At 24.7% G+C, this 14089-nt stretch carries 9 protein-coding genes; 1 reads left to right on the top strand and 8 read right to left on the bottom strand.

Translation table 4 applies throughout. From position 1 onward, the window contains the following. Positions 1-5: 5 nt before the first annotated feature. From AC27EK_RS02625 to alaS, 5 genes are all read right to left on the bottom strand, one after another. Positions 6-4151 (bottom strand): leucine-rich repeat domain-containing protein, encoded by a 4146-nt coding sequence (locus AC27EK_RS02625; RefSeq protein ID WP_487231804.1) that lies wholly within the window; start codon positions 4149-4151, stop codon positions 6-8. 156 nt (positions 4152-4307) lie between these two features. Then, a complete protein-coding gene (locus AC27EK_RS02630) occupies positions 4308-6215 on the bottom strand; it encodes a DUF2779 domain-containing protein (protein WP_487231805.1) in 1908 nt (635 codons plus the stop codon). Continuing rightward, on the bottom strand, positions 6202-7140 hold the full coding sequence (gene fmt, locus AC27EK_RS02635; protein ID WP_487231806.1) for a methionyl-tRNA formyltransferase: 939 nt from the start codon (positions 7138-7140) through the stop codon (positions 6202-6204). The genes AC27EK_RS02630 and fmt overlap by 14 nt, the downstream gene beginning before the upstream one ends. Further along, on the bottom strand, positions 7140-7565 hold the full coding sequence (gene ruvX / locus AC27EK_RS02640) for a Holliday junction resolvase RuvX (protein WP_487231807.1): 426 nt from the start codon (positions 7563-7565) through the stop codon (positions 7140-7142). Before ruvX ends, fmt begins: the two co-directional genes overlap by 1 nt. Further along, on the bottom strand, positions 7558-10269 hold the full coding sequence (alaS, locus tag AC27EK_RS02645) for an alanine--tRNA ligase (protein WP_487231808.1): 2712 nt from the start codon (positions 10267-10269) through the stop codon (positions 7558-7560). Before alaS ends, ruvX begins: the two co-directional genes overlap by 8 nt. A 123-nt stretch (positions 10270-10392) precedes the next feature. Here alaS and rpsT point away from each other — a divergent pair, with 123 nt between their 5' ends. Continuing rightward, the gene (gene rpsT, locus AC27EK_RS02650) at positions 10393-10641 is read left to right on the top strand and encodes a 30S ribosomal protein S20 (RefSeq protein ID WP_487231809.1); all 249 of its coding nucleotides are present in this window, start codon (positions 10393-10395) and stop codon (positions 10639-10641) included. Positions 10642-10750: 109 nt separating this feature from the next. Here the strand turns inward: rpsT and AC27EK_RS02655 are convergent, their stop codons facing one another. From AC27EK_RS02655 to AC27EK_RS02665, 3 genes are all read right to left on the bottom strand, one after another. Next, on the bottom strand, positions 10751-11881 hold the full coding sequence (locus AC27EK_RS02655) for a hypothetical protein (RefSeq protein WP_487231810.1): 1131 nt from the start codon (positions 11879-11881) through the stop codon (positions 10751-10753). Between the two features lie 168 nt (positions 11882-12049). Beyond that, complete coding sequence (locus AC27EK_RS02660) at positions 12050-13315, bottom strand: hypothetical protein (protein ID WP_487231811.1); 1266 nt, start codon at positions 13313-13315, stop codon at positions 12050-12052. 107 nt (positions 13316-13422) lie between these two features. Further along, positions 13423-14088, bottom strand: coding sequence for a PhoU domain-containing protein (locus tag AC27EK_RS02665; protein ID WP_487231812.1), 666 nt, complete (start codon positions 14086-14088; stop codon positions 13423-13425). Position 14089: the final 1 nt, after the last annotated feature.

Here is a 14089-nt window from a genome sequence, read left to right on the forward strand (position 1 = left end):
CCTATCTATTTAATTGCTTTTTTTCTTCTCATTATTATCATTCCAGATATTATTGCAATGATTATCAATAATAAAACGAATATTGGAGCACCAAAGTAAGTTAAAATTTCTGTGGTAGAAAATGAAGACTTCGCATTAGTAGGTTGTTTAAATTGAGCAACAAAGTTTATTTCAGTTTGTTCTGTTCCGTTTATTAAAGCAATTTTGAAACTTATTTCTTTAGTTTTGTTCTTGTTTAATGAACTTGCATTAACTAATTTTAATTTTGGATTTTGGATTGAAGTTGGTATTTTCAATTTCAATTCTTTAAGTATTTGATTTGAATTAAAGTTCGGATCTTTATTTCAGTTTTCAATTTCCATGTTTAATTTATTTAAGAAATTTTCAATATTAATTTTGTTAAATTCGTAATTTTTTAAATCTAAAATTTTATTTTTTAATTCTGAAGAAAATCCAAATTCTGGAAGTGATGTATCTTTTTTAAACATAAATGAAAAATTATGCGTAATAGAATTTGTATAACTTCCATTTGAATAAGCGTTTTCTAAAGTAAGGCTAAGTCCTAGTGTGCTGTTTATTGAATCAACAACAAATTCAGGTGCTTTTAATTTTGTGTTAGTTTTAATATTTGTGATGTTTAATTTTAATTTTTTTAATAATGGAAAATTACTAAAAGTTAAATCTGTTTTATTAGAATTATTTCAATCTTCAACTTCTTTTATTATTTCATTCTTGACAATTTCAATTTGTGATTTATCTAATGTAGTTAAATCAATATTTGGTTTTGAAGTTGTTGTAAAGGTAGTTGCTTCAGTGTTTTTAAATAAAATATTGAAGTTTAATGGAATCTGATAACTTGTATCACCAGAATTATAAGCATTAACAAGAGTTAAATTGATTTCTAATGAAGCATTATCTAGATTTTCTGTAAATGTTGGTTTTGCTAATTTTGTATTTGTATCAAGATTAGCAACTTTTAAACCTAGTCATTTAAGTATTTTAGAATTAGCAAATTCTAAATTTTTTGATGAATTGTTTCAAGTATTAATTTCAGTTTCTAAATCAGTTTTTAATGTGTTGATTTCTTCTTTTGAAATATCTGCAATTTGAATAACTTTATTGTTTCTTGAAGTTGTGAAAGTTGTATCAAGTATTGGCGTTTTATATAAAACAACATTGAAATTCAATTTAATTTCAGCTGTTGATATATTGTCAATAAAAGCATTCTTTAAAGTTAAATTAAATCCAAGAACATTTGTTGTTCCTATTAATGCAGGAGTAGAAACCTCTAAAATAGAAGAGTTTGTTAAATTCGAAACATTAAGTTTTAAATTATTTAGAATTTTAAAGTTTTTAAAATCGGTTTTGTTGTTTGATTTATTTCAGTTTTCAACCTCTTTAATTAATTCTGCATTGAATTGAGGAATAATATCAAGATTTTGAGAAGTTAGATCTCATGTGTTGTTAGTTAAAGAAGTTGTAAATGTGGTATTTGCTTTTTCTTTAAAATTAACTACAAATGTTTGTGAAAGATCTTGAGTAGTAGAAGGAGTTAAATAACCGCCTTTTAATGTTAATGTTATAGTTAGTTTACTATCGTTATTGATATCTTTAATAACATTTGCTACTAATTCAGTGTTTGTAGTGTTGGTTAAAACTAAACCTAATTCATTTAATATTTTAAATGAAGAGACATTCGTAGGCTTTGTTTTGTTTCAGTTTGTTATTTCAGATATTAATTCATTCTCAAATGCTTGTATTTGAGTTTTATCAGTACTTTGAGTTAAATCTAATGTTTTGTTTGGTAGTGTTGTTTCAAAAGCAGTAATACTTTCGTCTTTAAAAAAGATTGTAAAATCTAAATATAAATCTTCGTTTGTTTTTGTTTCATTTATATGTGCATTTGAAAGTTTTAGTTTAATAGCAACAGTATGTGCATTAGGAGTAGAACTTGTATATGTTAATTTTGAAGAGTTAGTTGGGTTTGTTATTGTAACCCCAAGAGCATTTAAAATTGTATTTGTCGAAGTTATTGGATTTTGAGGTGTTCATGCATCTACTTCTGTAGTTAAATCATTTAATAGGGTTTGTATCTCTGATTTATTATATGCTGTTCAATTTTTAATTAAATTTGATTCATTTGTTGTAAATGTAGTTATTTTTAAAGGAGCAAATAAAATTTCAAAAGTTATTGATATTGTTCCAGCAGAATTATCATTAACTCTTGCATTTGTCATTTTAAGTGTAAGAGTTAATGAATTGTTAGATGTGTTTTTTGTTGAAGTTATCTCGATTTTTGAATTATCAGAATAATTAGATGTTGAAAGATTTAATTTATTTAGAATAGTTAAATTATGAAAATCGTTAGTTTTATTATTTTCTCATTGAGTTATTTGATTTTCTGTTTCTGTTATGAATTCGTCCATTTTTGTACTATCACAATTTGCAACGCTTGTTAGATCAATAACATTATTTGTTGTGTTAGTAGTTTTGAATTCAGTATAAAGTGTGGGAACTTCATCAAAAAATACAGAAAAATTAAGTTTTAAGTTTCCATTAAGTGTTAAAGTAACAATTAAACAATTTGCTTTTTGATTGAAAACATCACTATATTCTAAAGTCATTTTATTTGTAGGATTAGTTATTGAAAGTCTTAGTTCACTTAATAAATCATAAGAAGTAAAATCAGCTTTATTAGATGAAGCGTTTCAAAGGCCTATTTCTTCTAAGGCTTTTTCTTTAAATTTAATAATGTTTGTACTATCATGAGGTATTTTTAATTCTAAATTTGGTAATGAAGAAGTGAATTTAATTTTATCATCAGGAAAGGAATTGGAATTGACTTCAATAGAAGTATTATTAATAGAATAAAATTTATTAATTTCAGGAATTATTATTAATTTTTTGTTTGTTTCATCGTAAATTGATGAAATATTTCTTAAATAACTCATAGGTATTAAACTTGGTTCAGGAGAGTTATTTAAAATTAAATATTTTGCTAATGTTGATTTAGGCGCTTTAGATAATTCTTTTAATGAGCTTTCTACAGAACCATTAATTTTTACAAAATCATTATAAAATTTAACTTTATCGAAACCAATGTCAATAGGTTGCACAGGCGCTGATGTAGGGAATCATTCATTTCTATCGTTGTCAAGAATGCCAAAATTATAAAGTTGAGAAAATGTAAATTTTGTTGGTAAATTAACATTTCTTATTCTGTGAAAATAAGAATTAGGATCGTTCACATCTGGTGTTGAAGGAAAAAAAGCTAATTGATCAATATTTATATTATTACCATCAGGTATGAAAATATGATCTATTCTTGAATTTTGAAAGGCATATTTGCCTATATTTTCAAGATTGGTAGAAGCAGAAGCGTCAAAATATTCCATGTTTGCAATATTGCTAAATGCATGCTCGCCTATTAATATTAAATTTTTTGGAGTATTCAATTTAGAAATGGATGTTCCAGTAAATGAACCTGATTGAATTGTGTTTAATGAATTTTGATTTTCAAAATTTCTCAATTTAAACAATCTATTACAATTCGCAAATGCATACATAGGCAATGTAGTTATATTATTAACACCAAAAATAACTTCTCTAATTTTTGAATGTAGAGAAAAATTGCTTGAAGTATCTGATAAAAAAACAAATTTTTCAAGAGTGTTCAAAGTAGAACTTCTAAGATCAACTCTAACAATTTTCGAAGTTATTTCAGGTTTTGAATGAGTATTGTTTGCTGTAGAAAAAGCAAATTCTCCAATTGAAACAACACCTTCAGGGATTAAAAGGTTAATATAATTGGCATTTGTTGGAATAACAAAGTTATTATTAAATCCTATTATTTTCTTATTTCCATCTATTTTAAAATCATCAATTTTAGTTGTATATATATTATATTTATCAACTGTTGAAAATGGATCTTCAACGGCAACTATTGAGCCAGGTGTTAAAGACATTTTTTCAAAATCGTTTGATGACTTTTCCTTAATTTGTAGTTTAAAAGAATTGTTATTAATATTATTTAATAACGAATTTCTTTTTATTTCGTTAGATTTATTATATGGCAAAAAAGCACTTGTTAAAAATGCCCCACATAAAATCAAAGAACTAGAAACAACTAGCTTTTTATTGATTTTTTTCATCTATTTATTCCTTATTTAAAACGTTTATTACTTACTTTATAAAATTTATTTACATATAAAAAACACATTGTAAAAAAATAATATTTTACAATTTAAGATTTTATCACCTTTAAATAGAAAAAAAATACTTCTTTTTCTATTTTGAATATTATAAATCTATTTTTTATCTAATATTTTTCTAACAAATAATTCTACAGCGACCATAGCTCTTACATCATTTTCACAATAAATAGAAATGTCTTCAACCAATTGCTTTCATTCTTCTTCACTTAATAAGTCAAAAAATCTAGCAGTTGTTTTTTGTTGACAATCTAATCCGTTTTGAACATTAAGCTTCTTATAATCAAGACATCCAGTTTGTTCATATAATTCTGGATAGTTTTTTTCAACAAGAGGAAGAACTTTTTTGATTGAATAAAACCCACCTAATTCTTTTATAAATATTGTTTCTTTATTAAGATCAAAAAAATCAGCCAAATCAAAAAGATTATTATTTATTTTTTGGCCCTTCATTCTATATTCATCTTCGTCAATGAATCTCATCATTTCTTTGATTCTTGATTCTTCAAAGCTTTTGTTATAAACTACATAACTATATTCATTCTCTTCTTCATATAAAGAATCAATGACTTTTTTGAATCATTCTTTATTTATTTTTTTAGGATCCATTACTAAGTTGTTACATTTTTCATTTAAAACGCCATTTGAATGATCTTTAATAACAGAACATTGAGTAACTATTTGAATAAAAGGAAGTGAATTATCTACCACCCTAATAGAAGTATTTATGGTTTCAAAATCAAAATAGACTTTTTTTGTTTTTAGCTTTTTTAACAAATTAAGAGAGTTATTTTGATTTATAACTATGTTATCTTTTGAAGAAAACAAATCTAAATATTTATTAGGATTTTTTTGTGGTTTTTTTATGTAATCAAAAAGATTAAACTGATTTGGTTTTAAATTAGAAAAAGAATCTGATTTTTGTTCTACAACATTACCACTATAACTGAATAATTCATAACCGGTTGAAGAATATAATTTTTTTAATTGTTGTCAAGTATCTGTATCTTTGAATTCTGATTTGTCTTCTTTGGAAGGTATAAAGTTTTTTGGTTTATCATCTTCTTTCATTTTATTTTTATGAATTCATAAGTTTTGAATTACAGAGTTAAATTCTTGATAAATAGATTTAATAAAATTTATTTTTTCTAAAAGTGAATTGCTATTAAAAACATTTTCATCAAATATCAAGTTACAAATTTCAGTAATATTAATTGAAACATTTTCTTCTTTTTTGTATTTAATTCCTAATTTTAGATCTGCCTTTTCATATTCTGTTTTTTTAACAGTTGAATAACCACCTTTAGAAAGAGAAATGTATTCAGTAATAGCAAAACTAACTTCATCTTTTATATCTAATTTTTCATATTTAATTAGACATAAAAATAAACTAAGTTGTTTATTCTTTAATAGTTCTTGTTTTTCAATAATTCTTTTTTGATAAAACAAATCAAGAAAATGACCAAACTTACAAGTAGAAGTACCTTTTGTTTCAATAATTTTAACATCATGTTCTGTTATTACAACTGCATCACATTTAGTAATTATTTTTAATTTTTCATCAATGAAAGTTGGTTGAAATAAAATTAAATTTTTATTTGTTTTTATAAATTCATTTGTTTTTTCTGATAATTCATTATTGTTTAAGCCTTTGTAAGTGTCATCATCAAAATCAACTATTAACAAATCATTAAGATGGGAAAATTCATTTTTAACATGTTCTTTAGATTTTTGATCTAATATTCTACCTTCCACAATAATAGTATTGGTGTCATCAACATCTTTGTTCTCTTTATAGTTTTCTTTATAAATAGAAAAACTTGAGGATTCTAAAGTAGAAAACTCATCTTCTTCATAGTCAATAGAACTATCTTCAACTTTTGCTCTTTCAAACTGTTCTTCAAATGATTTTTCTATTTCATTGTTAGTAAAGAATCACATAGCTGGTTGTTTTGTGTAATAAGCGATGTAATCATATTTTGTAATATATTTAGATTTTTTCAATGATAAACTCCTTAAATGGATGATTGTTTGCGTTTATAATTTGTTTAACTTCTAATGCTTTTTTAGAAGGTAATTGTATTTTAGTTATTATTAAATCATAATCGTTTGTATTAATAAATATTCCTTCTTTATTCACTTTATTAATGGTTCCAGGTTTATTTAAAGATTTTATTTTTGAAATTTTAGATTCTAAAACTTTAATATTTAAATCATTAAATAATCAAACAGCAAAAGGTTTGTTATTAAGTCCTCTTATTTTTCTTTCTATATCACTTGCATTAATAGAAAAATTTAAAATGGCATCTTCTTTTTTTATGTTGTATCCAAATGTTGCTTGTTCTTCTAGTTGTTTTGTTCATATTAAATTATTATCAAATAGAATTTCGAAGTTTTCTTTCAACAAATCAGAAGCTGAAATAGAAAGTTTGTTATACAAAGATTCATAAGTTTCAGTTTCTGATATTTTAACAATGCTTTGTTTGATGAAATCTCCAGCATCCATTTTTTTAATCATTTTCATTAAACTAACGCCAGTTTCTTTTTCGTTGTTTATGATTGCCCAATGAATTGGAGCTCCGCCTCTTAATTTTGGTAATAAAGAAGCATGGAGATTAAAAGAATTATATTTTGGTAAGGCTAATATTTTATCAGGGACGAATTGACCAAAGGCGCAAGTTATTATTGCATCAATTTCTAAAGTTTTCAATTCTTCGTATATATCACCTATTTTTTCAGGTTGATAAATTTTAATATTATTTTTTAAGGCTAATTCTTTTACTTCTGAAAAAATAATTTCTTTTTTTCTATTAAATTTTCTGTCGGGTTGACAAACAACCCCAATAACTTCTGCTTCTTTTATTTCTAATAATGTTTTTAAAACACTTGCGCCTATAGCCGGCGTTCCCATAAATAATATTTTTTTCATTAATAACCTTCTTTAATTATGAAATTTTCAAGAATAACTCTAGCAGCCATTTTATCTTTTATTTTTTTTCTTTGTGAAGCTTTTAACCCAAGATTCATTAATTCTTCGGTTGCTGTTTTAGTTGAATATCTTTCGTCAAAAAGAACGACTTTTATGTCAATTTTGCTAATAAGATTTTCATAAAAAGCTTCAACCATATAAGTTCTATCATTCTTAGTATCATCAGTGTTAGTTGGATAACCCAAAACAATAAGATCAATAGAATTTTCATAAAAATCTATTCAATATTTCAATCTATTGATAGCTTGATTAAAATCATGTTTTGGAAAAATAAAATTTTCAATAGCTGAAGCTATTGTTACTTTTTCATCTGTAATAGCAAAACCACAACTTTTAGAACCTAAATCAAGAGCAATTTTACGCAATTTTGAATTCCTCTTTTTTTAGAAAGTTAGTAATTTCATCTTTAGTTATTGCACTTTGTCCACCACCTTGTACAAAGTGATTTCTACCACCGCCTTTGCATTCGAATGATGACATTAATTTTTTAGCAATTTCTAGATTTAGATTTATTTTGTTGTCATTTGCATAATTTTGGTTGATCATAGCAATGAATTTTCATGAATTGTTTGTTAGATTAATTACTATGAAAATAGATTCTTTATTTTCATTTGTAAGTTCATTAATAGAATTTTTAATAGAATCCATAGACTCATTATTAACTATCAAAGCGACCTTATTAGAATTTATTGAACTTAATGATTCTTTTAATTTTTTAGTGTTGTTTTCAAGGTTTTTGAAATAACTTTCTTTTTTAAAATCATTAATTTCATTTTGAAGAGTTTTAAAATTTTCAGAATAATTTCTTAATTTTGAAGTTTCTAATTTTTCATAGAATGATTCTATTTTTTTATCTAAATAATTTAAATCATATTTTTCTTCTTTAAATATATTTTTCAGAATTTTGAATTCTTCTTTAAATTTGTTTAAAATATTCTTTTTATAATTTTCTATATTTTCTATTGAAGAGGTTGCTTCAATTCTTCAAGAACCAGAGCCTTTTGAATAATATTCTAATATTTGAAATGATTCAATATCTTTTGTGTTGTGTACATGAGTTCCACCACACAATTCCATAGATTCTCCATCGCCCATTTTTATAACTCTTAATTTTCCTTTAAGTTTTTTGTACATTTCACCAAAATAAGCCAAAGCTCCGGCTTTTTTTGCTTCTTCTAATGAAAGATTAAGGACTTTAACTTCAAGTTCTTTTTCAATGATGTTGTTAATTCAATTTTCAACTTTTTGTAAATCATCATCGCTGATTTTTACATGATGTTGAAAATCGAAAGTAATTTTATAAGGAGATTTAAAAGCACCTTCTTGTTTTATTGATTCACTTATATTTGTTTTAAGTGAAGCATGTAATAAGTGTTCAGCAGAGTGATTATGTCTTATTAATTTTCTATTGTGTTTATTTATTTCTAATTTGTATTTTTTATTAAGTTCTAAGGTCGCGTCAAGAACATGATGAATATGCTGTAATCCAGGCGCTTTGAAAACATCATCAACAATAAAATTATTTATTGTTCCTGTGTCATTAATTTGTCCACCACTAGTTGCATAAAAACAGGTTTTATCAAAAACAACAAATCCATTTTCGTTTTTAAGATTCTTAACTTCTTCAAATTTATTGTTGAATAATTTAACAATTTCTGAATTCATCTCTTCGGCATCATAATCAAAAGTAGATTTAACGGTTAAATTTAATAAAGAATCGTTTTGATTATCTAAAGCTTCTGTTGCTTTATGGTTTTTTGAAATCAATTGATGTTTTTTGAATGATTTTTCGAATGCATTAATATCGACTTTAATATTTTTTTCTTCAGCAATTTCTTTTATAAGTTCTATTGGAAAACCATAAGTTACAACTAAATCAAAACAAACGTCATTAGATAACTTGTTGCTTTTAATAGAATCATTAAATAATTTTAATCCCTTTGTTAATGTTTTTTTAAATATATTGTTTTCTTTAGAAATTATTTCAATTATTTTATTTTCATTGGTTTTTAAATCAGAATAAAAATCTGACATTGATTCAACGACGGATTTAACTCCATCAATTATTCAATTTTCGTTAGTTATTTTAAGTTTATTGATGAAGACCATAGTTCTTCTTAATAGTCTTCTAAGTATATAACCTCTATCTTTGTTAGAAGGAATTACGCCGTCATTGATAGCAAAAACAACTGCTCTTAAATGATCTGATATTACTCTATATGCATAATTAATTTTTGCTTGATTTTCTTCTTTGTTGAAGTAGTTATTCAAATCATATTTGTATTTAGAGTGTTTTTCAATAGATTTTATAATGTTTTGAAATATATCTATATCAAAATTGGTTGGAACGTTTTGACTAATAGAAGCTAATCTTTCAAGTCCAGCTCCTGTATCAATGTTTTTTCTTAATAATTCTTCATAATTGTTTTTTCCATCGTTTTTGAATTGTGAAAAAACTATATTTCAAATTTCAATATATCTATCATTTTCAATATCTTCAATTATTAGTCTAGGTCCAATGTTTTTAGGATCATATTTTGGTCCTCTATCATAATGAATTTCTGTACATGGACCACAAGGACCAGAACCAACATCTCAAAAATTTCTGTCTTTTCCACATCTAATGATTTGATCTTTATTAATTCCTAAAGACACTCATTTATTAAATGTAATGTCATCATCGTGAAACACTGTAATTCACAATAAATTAGAATCTATTTCTCATTCTTTTATAAGAAGTTCGTATGCCAGCTCTATTGATTTTTCTTTAAAATAATCTCCAATAGAAAAATTACCCAACATTTCAAATAATGTATGGTGTCTACTTGTTAAACCCACATTAAAAAAATCATTAGTTCTAATGGCTTTTTGAGAATTAGTCATTCTAGGAGAAGGAGGATTTTCCTTGCCACTGAAATAATCTTTTAAAGTGGCTACCCCACTATTTATTCATAACAATGATTTATCATTAATAGGAACTAATGAACTTGGTTCAATAAATTCATGATCTCTTTCTTTAAAAAAATCAATTCAAGAATTTCTAATTTGTGATGTTGACATCTTTTTCATGTTGATTCTCCGACTGTATTTATACTTATTATATAAATATATAATTAAAGTTTTTTAATAAAAAAAATAAAACTAGTATAATTATATAGTTAATAAAAATAAACTTTAATCAAGAGGAAAAATATGGCAAACATTAAGTCAAATGAAAAAAGTCATAGACAAGATGAGAAGATTAGATTAAATAATCATTCTCAAAAATCTGCTATGAGAAAAGTTGTTAAAAAAACAAGAAATGAAGCAGAAACAATCAAAGATTTAACACCTGCTTATAAAAGTTTAGATACTTTAGCTGGAAAAGGTATTATCCACAAAAACAAGGCTAATAGAACTAAATCTCGTCTTGCTAAAAAAGTTAACAACTCTACAAAATAATTTAATACATTATTTTGAAAATATATAAATATACAAGATAGATAAACCATCTATCTTTTTTATTTGTAATAAAAAAAGAAAGAGTTATTTCTTTCTTTTTTTGTTTAAATTATATTTTTTTTCTAATTGTTAGAGAAAGTATTGAACCAACAATTGCTACAACAGCAACTAATGCTGAAACAGATATTCCTATAATTGCACCTTTACTAAGTGAATAAAAAGTGTTTGTTTTGTTTATTTCTTCAGGAGTTGTTGGTGTTTTAACAATTGGTGTTGGAGTTGTTTTTATTTCAGATAGATTAATTGTCGGGTGTTTTTTAATAACAACTTCAGGTATTAATTTAAGTTCAAAAACAATTTCATTGTTTTGTTTATTGTAAATAGCTTTAATGTCTTTAAAAACATTTATTTCGTGTTTTGTTTTGATTATTAAAAATTTTATTTTCTCAGCAAGTTGCTTTTTATTGAAAATTTGTACAATTTCCTCAGGGTCTACCTTTTCCAAAAAGGTTGCAGCAAATAATGAGTGATTGATAATCGCTATTAATTCTTTGTTTGTTTCAACAATTGTATTTTTGGGTAGTTCTAATGGCTTTTTAGTTTTAATTGGTTTTACAACCGGTTCTAATTTTTCTTCTTTTGGTTTAATAGTTCTAGTTGGTTTTTCTTTTTTTATATTTTCATAAATATTATCTGTTTTATTTATAACTTTAAATAAAGGATTTGTTTTAAATTCAAAAATTAATTTATTTGTTTCTGGTTGAAGTTTTGCTATAACTTCTTCAAAGATTAATTCTAAATTTTTATTAAGAATTTTTTCATCAGGATTTTTAACAGTTAAAAGTTGTAATTTATCAATTAATGGTAAATGATTAAAAACTTCAACTGCCTCTTTATAAGTTTTTGTTTCTTGCATTTTTGTTGTGAATTTTTGTGTATTAATGGTTACAGTTATATCTAATATACCATTAACATTTCCTTCAAGTGCATTATTAGGTTTTAGCTGTGAAATTTCAATTTCTCTACCTATAATATCTTTTCAAATAATGTTATCTGCAGGATTATGTTTTAAAACATCATAACCCTTTTTGTTTTTAATTAATTCGGTCGTTTTTGCATTCTTTATAACAGAATTTTTGCTCCTTGAATTAACTGCCATAGGAACTATAACGGATGTTGAAATAGCTGTTCCGACAAATATAGAACTCGCTAATATAATTTTTTTATTTAGTTTTTTCATAATGTTCCTTAAATGTAAATTTTTTAATTTACTAACTTAATTTTAGAAGGATTTTCCAATTAGGTGTTTAAATTATTAATACAAATTTAAAGGATAAATTTAAAAAAGAACACCGTTTATTAGTGTTCTTTTGTCTTTTGATTTATGAATATAAAAATAAAAAAATGCTTATTTTTTATTTTTAGCAATAGTTGAAAATGCAGCAATTAAAAGTGTTAATCCTACAATAACAGCTACAGATATTGCTATTATTTCTCCAATAGTAAATTTTGAAATTTTAAATTCATGCAATGTAATTATGTCATTTGTTCCAAGCGTATATCCTGGAGAAGTGGTGAATTTAAATTCTATTTTATTGGTTTTTTTATTTATAGAAGCCACGATGTCTGTAAATGGTTCTTTATCAGCAGTTGTAGCTCCGGTGATATTGAAAAATTGTATTTGTTCTTTATAAGGTAAAGAATTAAATGATTTAACTATTTCTTCTAGTGATTCTAGAGAATTGAATTTTGCTTCAAATTTTTTCTGATCAAGTTTAACATCTAATTGAATTGGTTGTTCAGGGTCTGGCGTTGGTGGAACTGGGTCTGGATCTGGTTTTGGTGGAATTGGGTCGGGTGCTGGAGGAACTGGATCTGGGTTTTGGTTATCTCCGCCACCTTGATCAGGCGCTGGGGGAATTGGTTCTGGTGTTGGAGGAACATTGCTTGTTAAGATTTCAGTTTTATCAGTAACAATATATCCATTCTTGTTAACAAGAATAAATTGAATTTTATTTTTAGAAATTTTTCTTAAAAATATATCATCAAAAACTTCTGCAGGATTATGAGTTTGTTGTTTATCATCTTTAATTATTAGATATGCGCCTTTATCAGCAATTGTTGATAAATTATTAAATTTAGAAATTATTTCCATTGTATTTAAATTAGCAAAATCTTTTTCGAAATTTGCAAAATTAACAGAAACTTCAATATTAACATTATTTTGTGGAGCAGAATCACCATTACTATTTAGTGAGATTCCAGTTTTGTCAGTAATAATATAACCATCTTTTTTAATAAAAATGAATTTGATTTTATTGACTGGATTTTCTACCAAAATTACATCACTCAATACATCAGTTGCTTTGCAAGTTTTTAGAGATTCATCTTTAATTATTAAAAATTTGGCTTTTTCAGCAAAAGATGACAACTTGTTAAATTTGTCAACAACTTCAGATATTGTAAGATTAGCAAACGCGGCTTGAAATCTGGCAGTTTCAATTGCTATAGTTACATTTTTAGCACTTGTTTGATTGTTTTCTGTAACTTGATTTGCATTTTTTATTGATTTTATTTTAGTATTCATTAAAAGCGGAGCAGTGACTCCAGTAACAATCGAAGCGCCAATAATTAAAGAGCTTGCTAATGCAATTTTCTTGTTAATTTTATTCATAATTTTATAGTTTATCCTTAACATACATTACTTGTATTTTATAACAATCTTCATTTTAATTTTATTTAATTGTATTAAAAAAACCAAGAATTATATTCTTGGTTTTTTTATTCTTGTGATTGAATAGATACATAACTAAATGCTTTTAAAATATTATAAACATGTTCAACTACTCTTTGGATCTTGGTAATTGCTATTATTATGTTTATATTTGTCTTATAAACATCATTTTCTTTAATTTTTTTAGTTTCTTTTATAACTTGATAAATTGAAGAATTAACAAAGTCTGAATATTCAACAAGTTTAGTTTGTGTTTTATTTTTAACATCAAATTTAACAGATTTTTCTTTAAAAGATTTAAACATTTTTTTGATTAATTTAAAAGCATTGGTATAAACTTCTATAAAATCCTTTTTTGATTCATTATCAAATTCTGGTTTTTCTAAAAGTTCTGAAATATCTACTGCATAATCAGAAACTCTTTCTAATTCTTTAGCAGTATTAATAGAAGCAATTAAATATCTTAAGTGAGAAGCTCTTGGTCTGTGTTTCTGAATTAATCAAGAAGCTTCGTCAACTATATCATTATAAAAAGCATTTGATTGTGCTTCTAAAGCCCTAACTGTCTTTAATTGATTTTTGTTAAAACCTTTTTCTTCAGTTAAAACTGACATATTATATTCATGGATTTCTATTGTTAATTTGAAAAAATTAACAATAGTTTGAAAAAGTTTATCTTCTTCTTCTTTCATCATTAAGTAATTTGAACTCATA

This window comes from Ureaplasma rhincodontis (assembly GCF_057537535.1).